Below are 20416 nucleotides of genomic sequence, written 5' to 3'. Positions count from 1 at the left end.
CCTGCTCGCGATGGTGTGTCAGCCAAATTGATGCCGACTGACACACCATCGCGAGCAGGCTCGCTCCTACAGTGGGCCGGTGTCGAGCCGAATCCCAGCTAACCTGTCTGTGCGCTGAACACGCCTTCGAAACACCGCGTTGCAGAAAATGACCGTTGAAACCACCGCCAACCTGCCCCATCTAAGACCCATACCCATTGCGCAGGTGCCCCCATGAGCGACCAGCAGGAATTCCCCGAAGACCCGAGCGAATACGCCGCCCCGGAAAACGCCCCGCACCACGTCCCCGGCAAAGGCCTGGCCCTGCCTGGCCAGAACCTGCCGGACAAGGTCTACGTCATCCCGATTCACAACCGACCGTTCTTCCCGGCCCAGGTCCTGCCGGTCATCGTCAACGAAGAGCCGTGGGCCGAGACCCTGGACCTGGTGGCCAAGTCCGAACACCACTCCCTGGCCCTGTTCTACATGGACAGGCCCCAGGATGACCCGCGCCACTTCGACACCTCGGCCCTGCCGCTGTACGGCACGTTGGTCAAGGTGCACCACGCCAGCCGCGAAAACGGCAAACTGCAGTTCGTCGCCCAGGGCCTGACTCGCGTACGCCTCAAGACCTGGCTCAAGCATCACCGCCCACCGTACCTGGTGGAAGTCGAATACCCGCACCAGCCCACCGAGCCGACCGACGAGGTCAAGGCCTACGGCATGGCGCTGATCAATGCGATCAAGGAATTGCTGCCGCTCAACCCGCTGTACAGCGAAGAGCTGAAGAACTACCTCAACCGCTTCAGCCCCAACGACCCGTCGCCGCTGACCGACTTCGCCGCCGCCCTCACTTCGGCCACTGGCAGTGAGCTGCAGGAAGTCCTCGACTGCGTGCCCATGCTCAAGCGCATGGAAAAAGTCCTGCCGATGCTGCGCAAGGAAGTCGAAGTCGCGCGCTTGCAAAAGGAGATCTCTGCCGAGGTTAATCGCAAGATCGGTGAACATCAGCGCGAGTTCTTCCTCAAGGAGCAACTCAAGGTCATCCAGCAGGAGCTGGGACTGACCAAGGATGACCGCAGTGCCGATCTCGAACAGTTCGAACAGCGGCTGACCGGCAAAGTGCTGTCGCCACAAGCGCAGAAACGCATCGAAGAGGAAATGAACAAACTGTCGGTGCTCGAAACCGGCTCGCCCGAGTATGCGGTCACCCGCAACTACCTCGACTGGGCAACCTCGGTGCCGTGGGGCATCTATGGCGAGGACAAACTCGACCTCAAGCACGCGCGCAAGGTGCTGGACAAACATCACGCCGGTCTCGACGACATCAAGGACCGCATCCTCGAATTTCTCGCGGTCGGCGCCTATAAAGGCGAGATCAGCGGCTCCATCGTATTGCTGGTCGGTCCGCCGGGCGTGGGCAAGACCAGCGTTGGCAAATCCATCGCCGAATCCCTGGGCCGGCCGTTCTATCGCTTCAGCCTTGGCGGCATGCGTGACGAAGCCGAGATCAAGGGCCATCGCCGCACCTACATCGGCGCACAGCCGGGCAAGCTGGTGCAGGCGTTGAAGGACGTCGAAGTGATGAACCCGGTGATCATGCTCGACGAGATCGACAAGATGGGCCAGAGCTACCAGGGCGACCCGGCCTCGGCGCTGCTGGAAACCCTCGATCCTGAGCAGAACGTCGAATTCCTCGACCACTATCTCGACCTGCGCATGGACCTGTCGAAAGTCCTGTTCATCTGCACCGCCAACACCCTCGATTCGATCCCCGTCCCGTTGCTGGACCGGATGGAAGTGATTCGCCTGTCGGGTTACATCACCGAAGAAAAAGTCGCCATCGCCAAGCGTCACCTGTGGCCCAAGCAGCTTGAGAAAGCCGGCGTGTCCAAGGGCAGCCTGAGCATCAGCGACAGCGCGCTCAAGGCCCTGATCGACGGTTATGCCCGTGAAGCAGGCGTGCGTCAGCTGGAAAAAAACCTCGGCAAACTGGTGAGAAAAGCGGTGATGAAACTGCTCGACGAGCCGAACTCGGTGATCAAGCTCGGGCCGAAAGACCTCGAAACCTCACTCGGCAAACCGGTGTTCCGCAACGAGCAGGTGCTGTCGGGTGTCGGCGTGATCACTGGCCTTGCCTGGACCAGCATGGGCGGTGCGACCCTGCCAATCGAAGCCACACGCATCCACACCCTCAACCGTGGGTTCAAGCTGACCGGGCAACTGGGTGACGTGATGAAAGAATCGGCGGAAATCGCCTACAGCTACGTCAGCTCGCACCTGAAGTCGTATGGCGGCGATCCGAAGTTCTTCGACGAAGCCTTCGTCCACCTGCACGTGCCGGAAGGCGCCACGCCGAAGGACGGCCCGAGCGCCGGCGTGACCATGGCCAGTGCCCTGCTGTCGCTGGCGCGCAACCAACCGCCGAAAAAAGGCGTGGCCATGACCGGTGAGTTGACGTTGACCGGGCATGTCCTGCCGATTGGCGGGGTGCGGGAAAAGGTGATTGCGGCGCGGCGGCAGAAGATATTCGAGCTGATTCTGCCGGAGGCGAACCGGGGGAATTTCGAGGAGCTGCCGGAGTATCTGAAGGAAGGCATTACCGTGCACTTCGCCAAGCGGTTTGCGGATGTGGCGAAGGTGTTGTTCTGAAAGTGATGTAGTGCCTGCTCCATCGCTATCGCGAGCAGGCTCGCTCCTACAGGGTGTTGTGATGAACACACAATTTGTGAACACCGCCAACCACTGTAGGAGTGAGCCTGCTCGCGATGGCGTCAGCCCTGCCACCGCCTCCTTCCGCGGCTGTCACACTTTGTCCCATCTTAAGTTATGCTCGCCGTTCGTCGTGAACGCCGGAGCCCCTGAGCCTATGTCCCCCATTCGCCTGCTTGTCCCCCTCGCCCTCGCCCTGCTGGCCGCGTGTACCACGCAACCTGCGCATAACGTGACCGTGGAAAAACAAAGCGAATGCCCGGTGCAGCTCAACAACGGGCAAAACCTGATCCTGACCCTGCCGAGCAACCCGACCACGGGTTATCGCTGGGCGATCCAGGATTCGGCTGGTGGCGTACTACACGCCCTGGGGCCAGAGGTTTATCGAAACCCGGAAGATGCCGGCATCGTCGGCGCGGCCGGGGTCTCGACCTGGCGTTTTCAAGCCTTCGCGACCGGCACCGGGCGCTTGCGCCTGACCTCGCAACAGCCGTGGGCACCGGAAGTGCTGCCGGTGGATTCGTTCGACTGCGCAATCTCGGTCAACTGACCGTGGGCTGGCTGATTCTGGCGCTGATGGGCGCGGTGACCTTTCTTTACGGCCTGAGCGTGCATGCCTCGCTGCTGTGCCTGCTGGTCAAGCCGTTGCCGATACTGGCCCTGCTCGGCTGGCTGCATGACGCACCACCCGGCGAATATCGGCGCTGGATCAGCCTCGGCTTGATTTTCTCCCTGGTCGGCGACGTGTTGCTGGCATGGCCAGGGGATCTGTTCGTGTTCGGCCTTGGCGCGTTTCTGGTTGCGCATCTGGCTTATCTCAAGGCCTACCTGAGCGATTGCCGACGCTTGGCCGCGCTGCCGCTGGTGCTGGCTCTCGGTGTCGGCGCCGTCCTGCTGGGGATTTTGATTGCCAACGGCCTAGGGCCATTGCTGGTGCCGGTGATTGTCTATGGCACGGCGATCAGCGCCATGCTCTGGCGCGCCCTGGCCCGACTCGGGACCGATGTGCCCAAACGCTCGGCGTTGCTGGCGGCGGCGGGGGCAGTGGCATTCGTGTTCTCCGACAGCGTGATCGGCATCAGCCGGTTTGTGGTGCCGTTCGATGCCGCGCCTTACGTGATCATTCTCAGTTACTGGCTCGGGCAATGGGGGATCACGGCCTCGGCTTTCAGCAAAAAAACGCAACCGGCATGAGAAAAGATCGCAGCCTGCGGCAGCTCCTACAGGGATCGCGTTCCAATGTAGGAGCTGCCGCAGGCTGCGATCTTTTGATTTGGCGCTTTATCAGACAACCCGCGCATCCCCGCGCCAACTTGGCTAAAATGCCGGCCTTTTCCACCTACACCGCTGGAACCGCCGTGAGCAAAGAATCCGATCGCCTTTTCGCCCAGCCTTTGGCCCAGGTGCCTGACTTCGCCTTTAACGAGGACGTGGTGCGGGTGTTCCCGGACATGATCAAGCGCTCGGTGCCGGGTTATCCGACCATCGTCGAAAACCTCGGCGTGCTTGCCGCGCAGTTCGCCCAGCGGGACAGCGTGCTTTACGACCTGGGCTCTTCGCTGGGTGCCGTGACCCAGGCCCTGCGCCGGCACGTGCGCACCGAGGGTTGCCGGGTGATCGCTGTGGATAACTCGGCGGCGATGGTCGAACGCTGCCGCGAGTACCTCAACGGTCAGGATTCAATGTTCCAGGAGTTGCTGCCGGTTGAAGTGATCGAGGGCGACATCCTCGCCCTTCAATTTCAGCCAGCCTCGGTGGTGGCGCTGAACTTCACCCTGCAATTCATCGCCCCGGACCAGCGCGCGGCGTTGCTGTCGCGCATCCGCCAATCGCTGCTGCCCGGCGGTGCGCTGATTCTCTCGGAGAAACTGCGCTTCAACGATGCCGAAGAACACGCGCTGCTGACCGATCTGCACGTGGCCTTCAAACGCGCCAACGGCTACAGCGAACTGGAAATCGCCCAGAAACGCAGCGCCATCGAAAACGTCATGAAGCCCGACAGCCTCGAAGAACACCGCGAACGCCTGCTGGCCGCCGGGTTCTCGAAAGTCGTGCCGTGGTTCCAGTGTCTTAACTTTGCCTCGTTGATTGCCTTGCCATGATTGATCTGTCCCCCCTCGCCCGCCGTCTGGCCGGCACCCCGCTGGCCGACTGGGCCAACACCCTGCAGGCACAACTCGACAAGAAAATGGAAAAGGGTCATGGCGATCTGGAGCGCTGGCAAAGCGCACTGGACGCCCTGCCGAAGATCCAGCCGAGCGAAGTCGATTTGCTCAATGGCCTGAAGCTGGACACCGATTGCGACGATGAAACCCGCGCGCAAATGCGCACCGCGTTGATGGGCCTGTCGCCATGGCGCAAGGGACCGTTCGACCTGTTCGGCGTGCACGTCGACACTGAATGGCGCTCGGACTGGAAATGGTCGCGGGTCGCCCCGCACCTGGACCTTGCGGGCAAGCGCATCCTCGATGTCGGCTGCGGCAACGGCTACTACATGTGGCGCATGCTCGGCGCCGGTGCCGACAGTGTGATCGGTGTCGATCCGAACTGGCTGTTCTTCTGTCAGTTTCAGGCGGTGCAGCGTTACCTGTCCGAGCCGAATGCCTGGCACCTGCCCTTCCCGTTCGAAGACCTGCCGCCAAACCTCGAAGGTTTCGACACAGTGTTTTCCATGGGCGTGTTCTACCACCGTCGTTCGCCCATCGAGCATTTGCTGGCGCTGAAGGATTGTCTGGTCAAGGGCGGCGAACTGGTGCTGGAAACGCTGGTAGTCGAAGGCGACAAACACCAGGTGCTGGTGCCGGAAGACCGCTACGCGCAGATGCGTAACGTGTGGTTCCTGCCATCGGTGCCGGCGCTGGAGTTGTGGTTGCGTCGCGCAGGGTTCACCGATGTGAAGTGCGTGGACGTGAGCACCACCACGGTCGAGGAGCAGCGCGGGACGGAGTGGATGAAGTATCAGTCGCTCAGTGACTTCCTCGATCCCGAGGATCACAGCAAGACCATCGAAGGTTTGCCGGCGCCGATGCGGGCCGTCATCGTCGCCCGAAAATAATTGTCCCGACGGAGATCCCTGTAGGAGCGAGCCTGCTCGCGATGGTGTGTCAGTCGGCATCAATGTAGCTGATACACCATCGCGAGCAGGCTCGCTCCTACAGGGGTTCGGTGTTCAGTCTGCGGGCCTCGCTCTTCGGGCCTTGAAGAACTCGCTCAGCACCGCCCCGCACTCCTGCGCCAACACCCCGCCTTCATACAACACCCGGTGATTCAAAAAGCCCTGGGTAAAAAACTGCCCCTGGCTCTGCACGATCCCGGCTTTCGGCTCTAGTGCGCCGTACACCACCCGCGCAATCCGCGAATGCACGATCAGGCCTGCGCACATGCTGCACGGTTCCAGCGTCACATACAGCGTGCTGCCCGGCAGGCGGTAGTTGCTCACGGCCTGGGCGGCGGCGCGGATGGCGACCATCTCGGCGTGAGCGCTCGGGTCACTGGCACTGATCGGGCAATTGAAACCGCGCCCGATGATTTCCCCGTCCTGTACCAGCACAGCGCCCACCGGCACTTCGCCAAGGGCCGCACCTTGCGCCGCCAGTGCCAGGGCTTCGTGCATGAATTCGCGATCACGACTGCGGTCGATGATGGCGGCGGGACGAATCTGACGCATCACGCCACCTCGATGGCGGCCATCAGGCCGGTTTCCATGTGATCGATCACATGGCAGTGGAACATCCACACGCCAGGATTATCCGCCACCAGCGCCACTTGCGCGCGCTCGTTCTTGCCCAGCAGGTAGGTGTCGGTGAAATACGGAATGACCTTGTGCCGGTTCGAGGCAATGACCTTGAAGCTCATGCCGTGCAGGTGAATCGGGTGTTGGTACTGAGTCATGTTCTTCAATTCGAAAATGTAGCTCTTGCCCTTCTCAAGCTTGGCAATCGGGCGGTCGGCGCAGGTCTTGTCGCTGATGTCCCAGGCCTTGCCGTTGATCTGCCACAGGCTCGGCGGCTTGCCGTTTTCGACGTTGACCGATACCGAGCCGACCCATTCGAAATTGAAGTTGAGTTTCTCGGCATTGGCCAGGTCCGGTTCGGCGATCGGATTGGCCGGCAGTGCCGGTGGCCACTCGGTCGGCGCATCGGTATTGGCCACCGAACGGAACGTGCCCAGGCGCACCGGACCGTTGCGTAACGACAGCTCTTCACCGGCCGGCGGGGCCTTGATCGCCAGGCAAATGCGCATGCCAGGACCCAGCCAGTATTCCTTGCCCAGTGGTCGTGGTTCAATCGGATTGCCGTCCAGCGCGTAGATCTGCGCTTCGACGCCTGGGATATTGAGACGATACGTCAGCGTATTGTCGAGGTTGAGCAGGCGTACGCGGGTGATCTGCCCGGCGGGCAAGTCGATCACCGCTTGTGAGACACCGTTGATGGTCGACAAGCCCCCCGCCGTGCCGCCACGGGCTGCTTCGCGAGGAATGCTGAACGCGACGAACGCGCCCTCTTCATCGACGTGCCAGCTCTTGAGGCTCAAGGTCTTTTCGTATTTGAAACCGGTGGGCTCGCGCTCCTCGATAATCAACGGGCCGACCAGTCCGCGACCGAGTTCTTCGCTGCTGTTCACGTGTGGGTGATACCAGTAGCTGCCGGCGTCGGGCACGCGGAATTTGTAGTCGAAGTACTCGCCCGGCAGCACCGGCAATTGCGAGACATACGGCACACCGTCCATTTCCAGCGGCAGACGAATGCCGTGCCAGTGAATGGTGGTCGCCACCGGCAGGTGGTTGATGAAGCGCACCCGCAGCCATTCGCCCTGACGCACGCGCAACTCAGTGCCCGGCGCCGATGGGCCGAACGCCCAGGCCTGAGTCTTGTGCCCGGCCACCAGTTCGACGTCCAGCGGGGCGGCGATCAGCTCATAGTCGTGGCCGGCGTCAGCGTCGGCCATTTTGCCCAGCCAGTAACGCGACGCGCCACCGGCTCCGACACCAACGACAACAAGACCGGCCAGGCCACCGAGGAATTGGCGACGGGTAAAGGACATGAACTCAACTACCTCACGTATCAACCACAGGCGAGGGGCCTGCAAAAGGCGAATACGATACACCTGCGGTTGAGAAACAGTAAGGGCAGAGCGGCGGATGGTCGCCACAAGAGCAAGATCAAAAGATCGTCCGAACGCGGCCCGAACCTTCGGCAGCTCCTACGGGGTGAGGGGCGGCCCCCCCTCATCACAAAGGTCCGGTTATGGCTGAAGGCCGGTGATCAGATGAACAACTCCACCCTCCAGCAGCATCACTCCCGGCACCCCCGCAGCCGTTAGCGCCTGCCGATCCATTTGCACCACATCCCGCAACTCCACCCGCACCCGGGTCAGCGCCACCGGCTGTTGCGACTTGAGGTTATCCACACCACCCAGCGCGGCCACGACATTCGGGGCCAAACCGCAAACAGGCTGAGCCACCACTTTCGGCTCATCCACCACCAGGTCCGGCGTCAACGCTTTCCAGAACGCCCGCTGCATTTTCTCGAACATGCTCAGTTCTCCAGAACCAGTGAAGTATTGACCGTTGTCTCGTGGTGCTGCCGCAATGCCTCGCGTACCTGCTCGGCACTTTCCAGCCCCAGCACCTGCTGGGCGATGGCCTGGCAATCCAGCAGGTCCACTTCACGAACCACCGCTTTGATCGCCGGAATCAACGGCACACTCACCGAAAGCTCATCCACCCCAAGCCCCAGCAACAGCGGCACCGCCAGTTTTTCCGAAGCCATGGCGCCGCACACACCGACCCATTTGCCATGGGCATGAGCGCCTTTCACGGTGCTGGCAATCAAGCGCAACACCGACGGATGAAAACTGTCGGCCTGACTGGCCAGCCGTGGGTGATCGCGGTCCATGGCCAGGGTGTATTGGGTCAGGTCGTTGGTGCCGATGGAGAAGAAATCCACCTCGGGCGCAAACAGGTCAGCCATCAACGCCGCCGCTGGTACTTCGATCATGATCCCCAGTTTCGGCAGTTCCGTGAGCCCCAATGCCAGCGCCTCTTCTGCAAGCAGCTGACGAGCCAGCCGCAACTCCGACAGCTGCGCGACCATCGGCAGCATGATGTGCAGGCGAGCCAGCCCGGCGCTGCTCAAAATCGCCTTGAACTGATCGCGCAACAGTTGCGGACGCTCCAGGCACAAACGAATCCCGCGCATGCCCAAAAACGGGTTGGTTTCGCGCTCCATCGGCACGTAGGCCAACGGCTTGTCACCGCCGACATCCAGGGTGCGCACCACCAGATTGCGCGCTGGCCCCAGGGTGCGGGCGATGGCGCTGTAGGTGGACGCTTGCTCGTCATGGCTTGGCGCATGATTGCGATCCAGATAAAGAAACTCCGAACGCAACAGACCGACGCCCTCGCCACCCAGCGCCATCGCCTGTTCGGCTTCGGCCAGCGAAGCGATATTGGCGGTGATTTCAACGTGATGCCCATCACGGGTACAGGCGGCCAGTCCTGCATTTTCAAGCTCGTATTGCTGGCTTTTCTTTTGCTGCTGACGATGGGTTTGCAACTGCTCGATGGCGGCCAGATCAGGATCCAGCTGCAACTCGCCCTTGTCGGCATCGAGCAACACCCGGGTGCCGTTGGCCAGTGCCAACACCTGAACCGGCAAGCCGCAGATCGCCGGCAAGCCGAAGGCCCGCGCGAGAATCGCCACATGGCTGGTAGCTCCACCGCCGACCGTGGCGAACCCCAGCACCTTGCGCGTGTCCAGACCAGCCGTTTGGGAGGGCGTCAGTTGCTCGGCAATCAGAATCGCCCCGTCCGGCAACTCCATCGCACGATCTTCTACACCGAGAATCAACTTGAGCACCCGTTGACCGACATCGGCCAGGTCTGCGGCCCGTTCGGCCAGCAAAGCATTGCCCAGGCTTTTGAACAAGGCTGCCGTCGACTCGGTGGCCGCACGCCAGGCGAAACCGGCGCTGTTGCCGGCGTTGATCAGTGCCAGGGCCTGATCCAGCAGGCCTGGGTCTTCGAGCAGTTCCTGATGCGCCTTGAAGATGTCTGCCTGGGCGTCACCTGTGGCGTTGTCACGCAACTGCTGCAGTGCCATAACCGCCGCCGCCAACGCCCGGGACAGGTGCTCGCGCTCTGCCTGCGGACTCTCGCCGAACTCGCTCACCTCAAGTGTCTGCTGCGCAATTTGCACCACTTGGCCAAACGCCGACCCCGCCGAGGCGCAGACGCCGCGCAGCACTTTCAGCGATGAGGTCTCGACCACAACTGTCTCGGCCTCTGCCACCACCGTCACGGTTTCTCCGCAACCGGCAGCCAGCAACTCGGCCAGCGTCTTGATCGCCGCTTCGGCATCCGCGCCCGCCGCGCTGACCTGCAGGACATCACCATGGGCGGTCTGCAAAGCCATGATCGCCACCAGGGATTTGGCGTTCGCGCTGGCCTGCTGTTTATGCAGGCAAATGCTCGCCGAAAAGCCTTTCGCCGCCTGGGCAAACACTGCCGCAGGGCGAGCGTGCAAGCCGTTGGCATTGGCCAGCGTCACCGGTTTGGAGAACAGCGCTTCGCCCTCCTGCGCAATCCGCTCATCGGCCGCCACTTCGGATGGATTCAGACTCAGCAGCGGCTGGCCACTTTCCACCACACCCGTTTCGGGCGCCAGCCAGGTGAACGGCTCACCGCTGACCACCAGCATCAAGGTCAACAAACTGCGGGCGTTCAAGGCAATGTAATCGGCATCGAACTCGATCAGCGCCTGCCCCACCACCACCCGCTGACCTTCTTCCACCAACCGGGTGAAACCCTTGCCGGCCAGGTTCACGGTGTCGAGGCCGATGTGCATCAATACCTGCACGCCATTGTCGTCAGTGATGCTGACCGCATGCCCACTGGCCTGCACGTTGCTGATCACTCCTGCCAGCGGTGCGCACAAGGTTTGCGAGGTCGGATCGATGCATAGACCGTCACCGATCACGCGGCTGGAAAACACCTGATCGGGCACCTGGTCCAGCGGCATCAGCACGCCGGACAAAGGTGCCAGCAGTTGCAATTGTTGGGGTGTGGCCATGACGTCACCTGCTGTTTTGTTCTTTATAAAAGACGCTGGGATATTGCGGTACCGGGTAGGCGCTGCCGAAGGTTCGGGCCGCGTTCGGACGATCTTTTGCGTCCGCAAGGACGTCAAGATCAAAAGATCGCAGCCTTCGGCAGCTCCTACGGGGGTCATGCTGCGTTTATTTCCACCAATACTCGACCTGCAATCCGACGTTCGCACCGTGTCGCACCGTGCCGAAGGAACCGGTGTCGGACAACGCCGAACCCGCCGCCAGCTCGTTGGCCGCCCGTTTGGCCGCCTCGTTCCAGCTGGCATAGGTGTAGTACAAACGCACCTCGGGACGTTCCCAGAACCCCGGGCCTTTTGGCGACCAGGTTGGGACAAAGGAGAATTTACTCAACTTGCGCGTACCTCCCGAGGCCTTGACCTGATCGTGTCCCAGCTCAGTCACCAACTTGAATTGGTCGGTGATTGCGTAAGCCGGGCGAACACCCAGGGAAATCCAGTTCTGGCCGTTACCGTCCGGGCGGATATCCTTCTGATAGACCGCTTCGACCTGACCACCAAAACGCGGTGTCACTTGCCAGTCGAAGAATTCCACCAGCCGGTAGCTCTTGTTGCTGTCGTCCAGGCCCACATCGCCGGTGTAACCCAACCCGGTGCCAGGCCCTTCGCCGTATTGCAGCGCCAGTTTGTTCTTACCGCCGAGGAAGTCTTTCTGCACATGCTGGGCGGTGATTGCCCAACCTGCGTGCGCATCGCTGCGGCCAGGTTTTTCGATGTAACTGAGGCCAAACTCCAGCTCACCGCCGGGGTTGGTCTGAAAACCTGCGACGTTGAAATCCTGCCGGGTGACATAATCCTTCTGGTACAGGTTGTCCTTGCGCGAAAAGGCGTAGCTGTATTTCAGGTCGCCGATCTTCACATCCTCGATACCACCACCCGTGGCGCTCTGGTTCCAGTAGTAGAAGTCGGAAATGTGGATATCGTTGCGTTTGTAGTAACGCCGACCGGCCCACAGCGAACCGCCGTTGAGGCTGGGCATGTTCGACCATTGCACGTACATCTGGGGCATGCGCACCGAGCCGTTGTCACCGTTGAAAGTCAGGTCCTTGTCGTACTGGTTATACAGCGATGCCATGCCGTCGACGCTGAGTACCGAACCATCGTCCAGGGTGTACATATCCTGGCGCAGTTCAAGTTCAGCGTACTGCTCACATTCGTTACCCAAACGGTATTTGGACTGCGCTCCCTGCAACTGGAAACACTGCTGCTCACCGCTGTTAACCGAGGTCCCGACGCCGCTGCGCAAGTAACCGGAGAACTCCAGCGCCTGGGCCGACAGTGGTAATGCCAGGCACGCGCCCGCCGCTACAAGGCTGCGATTTATTGTTGTTTTCAAGAACCACCCCATTATTTTTATTGTGTGATGCAGCAAAAAACGGCGCGCAAAACTCCCCCGCGCAGTGTTCTGCGTGTTTTTTGAAACAGTGCTTTTATTGGTTAAGGGCTAGTGGTTAGTCAGGTGCAGCACGAACGACTCGAATGGCCGTAAAAACACCTGCTGACTACGCAGCGGACAGTCCGGGTAGTTGCTGATCACCAGCCGTTGCGCCATCGCTTCGCTGATCACCTCATCCGGCAGTTCGACTTCGCACGGCGTGCCGTAGAAGTTGTTCAGCACCAGCAAACGCTCGCCATGGCCTTCACGCACGTACGCCCAGATTTGCGTGTGCTCAGGCAACAACTGCCGATACACACCGTCGGACATCAGCGTTTCACGGCGGCGCAGGGCGATCAGCTGACGGTAGTGATGCAGCACGGAATCCGGGTCGTCGAGTTGGTGGGCGACGTTGATCTGCGCCGCGTTGGCCGGCACCCCGATCCATGGTTCGGCAGCGCTGAAACCGGCGTTCGGCCCGGCGTTCCAGTGCATGGGCGTGCGACCGTTGTCCCGGGACTTCTGCATGATCGCCGCCATGTTGTCGGCATCGCTGCTACCGGCTTCGCGCTTGAGCCGGTAAATGTTCAGGGTTTCGACATCGCGGTACTGATCGATGTGATCGAACCCCGGATTGGTCATGCCCAGTTCTTCACCTTGATACACAAACGGCGTGCCCTGCAGGAAATGCAGCGCCGTACCGAGCATCTTCGCCGACTCCACCCGATGCTCACCGTCATGACCAAAACGCGAGACCACCCGTGGCTGATCGTGGTTACACCAGAACAGTGCGTTCCAGCCGCCGCCGGCCTGCATGCCGGTTTGCCAGTCGGAGAGGATGCGCTTGAGTGCGAGGAAGTCGAAATCGGCGCGAATCCACTTTTGCAGGTTCGGGTAATCCACCTTCAAGTGATGAAAGTTGAAGGTCATCGAGAGCTCTTTCGACTCTGGCCGCGAATAGCGAATGCAGTGTTCCAGGCTGGTGGATGACATCTCGCCGACGTTGATCAGGTCATGGCCTTCGAACACTTCACGGTGCATTTGCTGCAAGTAGTCGTGGACGTTCGGGCCGTCGGTGTAGAAACGTCGACCGTCGGTGTTGTCCTCGGGGAAATCCGCTGGTTTGGAAATCAGGTTGATCACGTCCAGACGGAAACCACCCACGCCTTTGTCGCGCCAGAAACGCATCATCTTGAAGACTTCGGCACGCACCTGGGGGTTGTCCCAGTTCAGGTCGGCCTGCGTGTGGTCGAACAAGTGCAGATAGTATTGACCGGTCTGGGCCTCGTACTCCCAGGCCGAGCCGCCGAACTTGGATTCCCAGTTGTTCGGCTGGTCGCGCCAGATGTAGAAGTCGCGGTAAGGGTTATCGAGGCTGCTGCGGGCCTGCTGGAACCAGGTGTGTTCGATCGAGGTGTGATTGACCACGATGTCGAGCATCAATTTGATCCCGCGCTTACCGGCCTCGGCGATCAGCAACTCGCAGTCGGCCATGGTCCCGTAGCTCGGGTCGATGGCGTAGTAATCGCTGATGTCGTAACCGTTGTCGCGCTGGGGCGAACGCAGGAACGGCGTGATCCACAGGCAATCGACACCCAGCCAGTGCAGGTAATCGAGCTTGGCCACGACGCCGAGCAAATCCCCCGTGGGTTTGCCGGCGAGGCTGTGAAAACTCTTCGGGTAGATCTGGTAGATCACCGAACGTTGCCAGTCTTGCATGGCGGGATTCCTTCAGTAAGTTTTGTACTGGCCTTGCGGGCCTCTTCGCGAGCAGGCTCGCTCCCACATTTGGAATGCGGTCAACCTGTGGGAGCGAGCCTGCTCGCGAATGCGATCTGTCAGGCGACCCGATACCCGGGCCGGACAATCCTCATGCTCAACCCGCAGGTCAGAACAAACGGCACGACCATGGCAATCACCATCCCGATCACGAACATCGGAATGAACTGCGGAATGATCGAGATGAAACCGGGCAATCCGCCGACGCCGATCGCCGAGGCCTGGACCTTGTTCAGCGACAGGAAAATGCTGCCCAGCGCCGAACCGATCAGGGCCGCATAGAACGGAAACTTGTAGCGCAGGTTGACCCCGAACATGGCCGGTTCGGTGATGCCGAAGTAGGCAGAAATCGCCGAAGTCGAGGCCATGCTTTTGTCCCGCACACTGCGGGTCATGTAAAACACCGCCAGTGCCGCGCTGCCCTGGGCGAGGTTGGACATGACGATCATCGGCCAGATGAACGTGCCGCCCTGGGTGGAGATCAGTTGCAGGTCGACCGCGAGAAACATGTGGTGCATGCCGGTGATCACCAGCGGTGCGTAGAGCAGCCCGAAAATCGCGCCGCCGACCATGGGCGCCAGGTCGAACAGGGTGACCACGCCTTCGGTGATGAGAATCCCCAGATGACGGGTTACCGGGCCAATCACCGCCAGCGCCAGCACACCGGTGACGACGATGGTAGTGATCGGCACCACCAGCAATTGCACCGCGTTAGGCACTCGCGCCCGCAGCCACTTTTCGATCACGCTCATCACGTAGGCCGCCAGCAGGATCGGCAGGATTTGTCCCTGATAACCGACTTTCTCGATCTGAAACATACCGAGGATGTCGAAGTACGGCAGGCTCTGCCCCTCCAGCCCCGCCACTGCTTTGCCGTAGTTCCAGGCATTGAGCAGATCCGGGTGCACCAGCATCAGGCCGAGCACAATGCCGAGGATTTCGCTGCCGCCAAAGCGCTTGGCCGCCGACCAGCCCACCAGCGCCGGGAGAAACACGAACGAGGTGTTGGCCATCAGGTTGATCAGGCTCCAGAGCCCGTCAAGCTTGGGGTAGGCATCGAGCAGGGTCTTGCCCTCGATGAACATGCCCTTGGCGCCGATCAGGTTGTTGATGCCCATCAGCAGGCCGGCAATGATCAGCGCCGGGAGAATCGGCATGAACACGTCGGAAAATACCCGCACCAATCGCTGCATCGGGTGGATCTTGTCGGCGCTTTTTTGTTTAACGTCGGCGATGGTCGAGGCGGCGAGACCGGTTTGCCGGCGCAGCTCGGCGTAGACCTTTTCCACTTCGCCGGGGCCGATGACCACCTGGAACAGTCCGCCGGTAAAGAACGAGCCTTTGACCAGATCGATCTGGTTCAACGTGGCGCTGTTGACCAGGCTCGGGTCCTTGAGGGCCAGGCGCAGCCGTGTGACGCAATGCGCGGCCTGCTCGAGGTTGTCGCTGCCACCGAGGCTGTGCAGCAGCTCAGTGACGATATTCGGATAGTCGTGGCTCATGCTTGTTCTTCCACTGTAGTTTTTTGTTATTGGCAGCACGCCGAAGCGAAAAGTACTCGTCTGTACGAGTTATTGCAACAACTCGTACAGACGAGTTTGATTTTGTTTATCCTGAACCCGGCAGGCAGCGATATTTCCTACCTCCGAAGTCAAAGAAACCCAAAGCCGCATAGACAAACCCCTACCCTGCCCTTAAGGTTCGAAACCTTGAGCACAGTGCGGCATAGAGCCATCCCCATGAGTAAATACAACCAGATCTACAGCGATCTGCTTGCCAGCATCACGACCGAGCGTCTGGAACGCGGCGCCCGATTGCCTTCCGAAACCGAACTGATGGACAGCTATCAAGCCAGTCGCGGCACCGTGCGCAAGGCCATCGAGCAATTGCAGGAACGCGGTTTTGCGCAGAAAGTCCATGGCAAAGGCACCTTCGTGCTGTCGACCAACCCGATCGAATTTCAGCTCGGCGGTATCGTCAGCTTCCAGGAAACCTACCCGCGACTGGGCAACGACGTCAGCACCGAGGTGGTCGAATTCACCCAGATTCCCCTCGAAGGCCCACTGCTCGAACACATCCAGGCTGAAGAAGGCAGCCTGATCACGCGGATCAAGCGCGTGCGGCGAATCGACGGCAAACGGGTGATCCTCGACATCAACCATTTCGTCAGCGACGTGATTCCCGGCCTGTCCCGCGACATCGCCGAACAATCGATCTACGCCTTCATCGAGCAGACCCTGCAACTGCAAATCGCCTACGCCCAGCGCACCATCGAAGCGGTGCCCTGCAGCAAGGACGACCAGCAACACCTGGACCTCGACGGCCAGAGCCATGTGATCGTGGTCAGCAACCAGACGTTTTTGCAGGATGGCCGGCAGTTCGAGTACACCGAGTCGCGGCATACGCTGGATAAATTCTACTTTTCGGATGTGGCCCGGCGCTGAAACGCAAAAGGCCGTGTGAACTCACGTTCACACGGCCTTTTTTAAGCGATCAAACCATCAAGGCTTGTGCAGGATCACTCCCACTCAATCGTCGCCGGCGGCTTGCTCGACACGTCGTAAGTGACGCGGGAGATGCCTTCGATTTCATTGATGATGCGGCCGCTGACGGTTTCCAGCAGTTCGTAAGGCAGGTGTGCCCAACGCGCAGTCATGAAGTCGATGGTTTCCACGGCACGCAGGGCCACGACCCAGGCGTAACGACGGCCATCGCCAACCACGCCTACCGATTTCACCGGCTGGAACACCACGAATGCCTGGCTGACCTTGTGGTACCAGTCGGCCTTGCGCAGCTCTTCGATGAAGATATGGTCGGCGCGACGCAGCAGGTCGGCGTATTCCTTCTTCACTTCACCAAGGATCCGCACACCCAGGCCCGGGCCCGGGAACGGGTGACGGTAGACCATGTCGTACGGCAGGCCCAGTTCCAGGCCCAGACGACGGACTTCGTCCTTGAACAGCTCGCGCAGCGGTTCAACCAGCTTGAGGTTCATTTCTTCCGGCAGGCCGCCCACGTTGTGGTGCGACTTGATCACGTGGGCCTTGCCGCTTTTCGCGCCAGCCGATTCGATCACGTCCGGGTAGATGGTGCCCTGGGCCAGGTACTTGATGTTGTCCAGCTTGCAGGATTCGGCATCGAACACGTCGATGAAGGTACGGCCGATGATCTTGCGTTTTTTCTCCGGGTCGGCTTCGCCGGCCAGGTTGCCCAGGAACTGCTCTTCGGCGTTGGCGCGGATCACCTTGACGCCCATGTTCTCGGCGAACATGGCCATCACTTGCTCGCCTTCGTGCAGACGCAGCAGGCCGTTGTCGACGAATACGCAGGTCAGCTGGTCGCCGATGGCCTTGTGCAACAGCGCGGCAACCACGGACGAGTCCACGCCGCCAGACAGGCCGAGCAGGACGTTGTCGGTGCCGACCTGGGCGCGAACCTGGGCGATGGCGTCTTCAGCGATCTTCGACGGAGTCCACAGGGCTTCACACTCGCAGATGTCGAGGATGAAGCGCGACAGGATGCGGCCGCCCTGCTTGGTGTGGGTCACTTCCGGGTGGAACTGCACGCCGTAGTAGCGACGTTCGTCGCTGAACATGCCGGCGATCGGGCAGCTCGGGGTGCTGGCCAGGATGTGGAAGTCTTCCGGCATGCGGGTGACCTTGTCACCGTGGCTCATCCACACGTCGAGGCCGAACAGGCCGTCGGCGTCGATGTGGTCTTCGATGCCGTCGAGCAGGCGGCTCTTGCCGACCACGTCTACGCGGGCATAGCCGAACTCACGCAGCTCGGAACCTTCAACCTTGCCACCCAGTTGCTCGGCCATGGTCTGCATGCCGTAGCAGATACCGAAGACCGGCACGCCCAGATCGAAAACGGCTTGCGGGCAGCGAGGGCTGTTGGCTTCGTGAACCGACTCCGGGCCGCCGGCGAGGATGACGCCTTTAGGAGCGAATTCGCGAATCGCTTCATCGTCCATGTCGAACGGATGCAGTTCGCAGTACACGCCGATTTCACGCACGCGGCGGGCGATCAGTTGGGTGTACTGGGAACCGAAGTCGAGGATCAGGATGCGGTGAGCGTGAATGTCGAGGGCCATGATTCAGTCTCGTCTAAAAAATTCGGAAACAGTCGTGATTCAGAAACAACTCGGGGCTGAATAAAACAGCCCCGGTTGCTTAGCTTGTTGCTTGAAGGCTCAACCTACGCGGTAGTTTGGCGCTTCCTTGGTGATCTGCACGTCGTGAACGTGGGATTCGGCCATGCCAGCGCCGGTGATCCGCACGAACTCAGGCTTGGTGCGCATTTCTTCGATGTCGGCACTGCCGGTGTAGCCCATCGAGGAACGCAGGCCGCCCATCAACTGGTGGATGATCGCGCTCAGGGTGCCCTTGTACGGAACACGGCCTTCGATGCCTTCCGGAACCAGCTTCTCGGCGCCTGCCGAGGAGTCCTGGAAGTAACGGTCGGAGGAACCCTGGGCCTGGGACATGGCGCCCAGCGAACCCATGCCGCGATAAGCCTTGTACGAACGGCCCTGGAACAGTTCGATCTCGCCCGGAGCCTCTTCGGTACCGGCGAACATCGAGCCCATCATCACGCAGGAAGCACCGGCCACGATGGCCTTGGACAGGTCACCGGAGAAACGGATGCCGCCGTCGGCGATCAACGGCACGCCGGTGCCTTCAAGGGCTGCGGCAACGTTGGCGATGGCACTGATTTGCGGCACGCCGACACCGGCGACGATACGGGTGGTGCAGATCGAGCCAGGGCCGATACCGACCTTGACTGCGTCAGCGCCGGCTTCGGCCAGGGCCTTGGCGGCAGCGCCGGTGGCGATGTTGCCGCCGATCACCTGCACTTCAGGGAAATTCTGTTTGACCCAGCGAACGCGGTCGATCACGCCCTTGGAGTGACCGTGGGCAGTGTCGACCACCACCACGTCAACGCCGGCAGCGACCAGCGCAGCAACGCGATCGCCAGTATCTTTACCGGTACCCACAGCTGCGCCGACACGCAGACGACCTTGATCGTCCTTGCTGGCCAACGGGTAAGCCTTGGCTTTTTCGATGTCGTTGACGGTCATCATGCCCTTGAGGGCAAATTTGTCGTCGACGATCAGCACGCGTTCGATGCGGTGCTTGTGCAGCAGCTCACGCACATCGTTCTTGTCGGCGCCTTCCTTGACCGTGACCAGACGCTCTTTAGGCGTCATCACTTCACGGACAGTGGCTTCCAGACGGTTCTCGAAACGCACGTCACGGGAGGTGACAATGCCGACCAGGTCGCCATTGTGCAGCACCGGAACGCCGGAGATGTTGTGCATGCGGGTCAGTTCGAACAACTCGCGCACGGTGGCGTCGGCGACGATGGTGATCGGGTCCTTGACCACACCGGCTTCGTAACGCTTGACCTTGCGCACTTCGGCAGCTTGCTGCTCGATGGTCATGTTCTTGTGGATGATGCCGATACCACCTTCCTGAGCCATGGCGATTGCCAGACGGGCTTCAGTGACGGTGTCCATGGCGGCGGAAACCAGTGGAATATTCAGCTCGATGCCACGGGTAAGGCGGGTCTTGAGACTGACTTCGTTAGGAAGCACCTCGGAATAACCGGGCACTAGGAGAATGTCGTCGAATGTCAGAGCTTCTTGGCTGATACGCAGCATCGCGGGGGCTCCCGAGCGGGAAAATGGAAGCGCGACATTATAGTCAGAGACCCCCTCGGGTTCAATGTAAAACTCTGTCTATTATCGATGTTACAGATATACGGGGATTCGGGCTTTTCGTAGGAGCTGCCGCAGGCTGCGATCTTTTGACTTTGATTTTCGGAAAACAAGATCAAAAGATCGCAGCCTGCGACAACTCCTACAGGAGAATACGGCGTTTAGAGTTCGACTTTCACCCAACTGACCGGTTGATCCAGCCAATCGGCGAATTCGTCGAGAAAGCTCTGCTTGAACTCGGCTTCGGCCCAGTTGTTGAAGATGAAACCGAGGTTGGAGAAGCCGCATTCCTGCAGGAACAGAAACCCGTTGATGTCGTCTTCATGCCCGCATTCCGGACAGGTGAAGTTGTCGGTACGCCCCGGCATCCAGTCTTCCAGGCTTTCGAACAGGGCTTCGCCGATTTCCTTGCGGCACTCGGCGCAGCCCGCCTCTTCAAGGAAACCCTTGGCCGGCGTATAGATGCAGCGCTTGGTGATGATCTCCAGGCCATTGATCGGCTCACCGAACGGCAGGGCTTCGGGGTGCAGGACCACTGCGCGGGCACCGTCGGCGATGGCGTGGGCCATGCGATTGCCGGTGCGACCACAGGTGGTCAGCTCTTCCTCGATGATGTTCTTGCGCACCAGCCAGCGCACGACCGCCCGGGCCCGGGGTTCGTGTACCGGCAGGGTGGAGATTTTCGGGACGATGATGCTTTGCGAGTTCATGGGTACAGGCCTG

General features: G+C 60.6%; 16 protein-coding genes. 6 read left to right on the top strand and 10 right to left on the bottom strand.

Annotated features, from left to right (window positions below; genetic code table 11):
* The first annotated feature begins 213 nt into the window (after positions 1–213).
* The 5 genes from lon (at position 214) to cmoB (ending at position 5746) form a co-directional block, all read left to right on the top strand.
* The gene (gene lon / locus KGA83_RS19050) at positions 214–2631 is read left to right on the top strand and encodes an endopeptidase La (protein WP_108216561.1); all 2418 of its coding nucleotides are present in this window, start codon (positions 214–216) and stop codon (positions 2629–2631) included.
* 217 nt (positions 2632–2848) lie between these two features.
* On the top strand, positions 2849–3241 hold the full coding sequence (locus KGA83_RS19045) for a protease inhibitor I42 family protein (protein WP_223530523.1): 393 nt from the start codon (positions 2849–2851) through the stop codon (positions 3239–3241).
* Positions 3242–3243: 2 nt separating this feature from the next.
* Complete coding sequence (locus KGA83_RS19040) at positions 3244–3885, top strand: lysoplasmalogenase (protein WP_223530524.1); 642 nt, start codon at positions 3244–3246, stop codon at positions 3883–3885.
* Positions 3886–4013: 128 nt separating this feature from the next.
* Positions 4014–4793, top strand: coding sequence for a carboxy-S-adenosyl-L-methionine synthase CmoA (gene cmoA / locus KGA83_RS19035; protein ID WP_177413266.1), 780 nt, complete (start codon positions 4014–4016; stop codon positions 4791–4793).
* A complete protein-coding gene (cmoB, locus tag KGA83_RS19030) occupies positions 4790–5746 on the top strand; it encodes a tRNA 5-methoxyuridine(34)/uridine 5-oxyacetic acid(34) synthase CmoB (RefSeq protein ID WP_108216557.1) in 957 nt (318 codons plus the stop codon). Before cmoA ends, cmoB begins: the two co-directional genes overlap by 4 nt.
* A 114-nt stretch (positions 5747–5860) precedes the next feature.
* Here the strand turns inward: cmoB and tadA are convergent, their stop codons facing one another.
* The 7 genes from tadA to treP all read right to left on the bottom strand — a co-directional run bounded on the left by tadA (position 5861) and on the right by treP (position 15473).
* The gene (gene tadA / locus KGA83_RS19025; RefSeq protein WP_108216556.1) at positions 5861–6358 is read right to left on the bottom strand and encodes a tRNA adenosine(34) deaminase TadA; all 498 of its coding nucleotides are present in this window, start codon (positions 6356–6358) and stop codon (positions 5861–5863) included.
* Positions 6358–7734, bottom strand: coding sequence for a multicopper oxidase family protein (locus KGA83_RS19020; protein ID WP_108216555.1), 1377 nt, complete (start codon positions 7732–7734; stop codon positions 6358–6360). Before KGA83_RS19020 ends, tadA begins: the two co-directional genes overlap by 1 nt.
* 201 nt (positions 7735–7935) lie before the next feature.
* Positions 7936–8226: a PTS transporter subunit EIIB gene (locus tag KGA83_RS19015; RefSeq protein WP_108216554.1), complete on the bottom strand. Its 291-nt coding sequence runs from the start codon at positions 8224–8226 to the stop codon at positions 7936–7938.
* 2 nt (positions 8227–8228) lie between these two features.
* The gene (gene ptsP, locus KGA83_RS19010; protein ID WP_223530522.1) at positions 8229–10763 is read right to left on the bottom strand and encodes a phosphoenolpyruvate--protein phosphotransferase; all 2535 of its coding nucleotides are present in this window, start codon (positions 10761–10763) and stop codon (positions 8229–8231) included.
* Between the two features lie 166 nt (positions 10764–10929).
* Positions 10930–12153: a maltoporin gene (locus KGA83_RS19005; RefSeq protein ID WP_223530520.1), complete on the bottom strand. Its 1224-nt coding sequence runs from the start codon at positions 12151–12153 to the stop codon at positions 10930–10932.
* A 108-nt stretch (positions 12154–12261) separates the two neighbouring features.
* Positions 12262–13911: an alpha,alpha-phosphotrehalase gene (gene treC, locus KGA83_RS19000; RefSeq protein ID WP_223530518.1), complete on the bottom strand. Its 1650-nt coding sequence runs from the start codon at positions 13909–13911 to the stop codon at positions 12262–12264.
* Between the two features lie 119 nt (positions 13912–14030).
* Entirely contained in the window at positions 14031–15473 is a 1443-nt protein-coding gene (gene treP / locus KGA83_RS18995) for a PTS system trehalose-specific EIIBC component (RefSeq protein ID WP_115947796.1), read from the bottom strand.
* 237 nt (positions 15474–15710) lie between these two features.
* Here treP and treR point away from each other — a divergent pair, with 237 nt between their 5' ends.
* Positions 15711–16415 (top strand): trehalose operon repressor, encoded by a 705-nt coding sequence (treR, locus tag KGA83_RS18990; protein ID WP_108216550.1) that lies wholly within the window; start codon positions 15711–15713, stop codon positions 16413–16415.
* Positions 16416–16489: 74 nt separating this feature from the next.
* On the opposite strand, the gene guaA is transcribed toward treR, so the two are convergent.
* The 3 genes from guaA to KGA83_RS18975 form a co-directional block, all read right to left on the bottom strand.
* On the bottom strand, positions 16490–18067 hold the full coding sequence (gene guaA, locus KGA83_RS18985) for a glutamine-hydrolyzing GMP synthase (RefSeq protein ID WP_108216549.1): 1578 nt from the start codon (positions 18065–18067) through the stop codon (positions 16490–16492).
* A 99-nt stretch (positions 18068–18166) separates the two neighbouring features.
* Entirely contained in the window at positions 18167–19636 is a 1470-nt protein-coding gene (gene guaB / locus KGA83_RS18980; protein WP_008053208.1) for an IMP dehydrogenase, read from the bottom strand.
* Positions 19637–19854: 218 nt separating this feature from the next.
* The gene (locus KGA83_RS18975) at positions 19855–20403 is read right to left on the bottom strand and encodes a sugar ABC transporter ATPase (RefSeq protein ID WP_223530516.1); all 549 of its coding nucleotides are present in this window, start codon (positions 20401–20403) and stop codon (positions 19855–19857) included.
* Positions 20404–20416 lie beyond the last annotated feature (13 nt).

This window comes from Pseudomonas sp. GL-R-19 (assembly GCF_019956375.1).
Lineage (GTDB): Bacteria > Pseudomonadota > Gammaproteobacteria > Pseudomonadales > Pseudomonadaceae > Aquipseudomonas.
The sequence above is the reverse complement of the archived record's forward strand: the minus strand, read 5'-3'. Positions and strand labels throughout refer to the sequence as shown.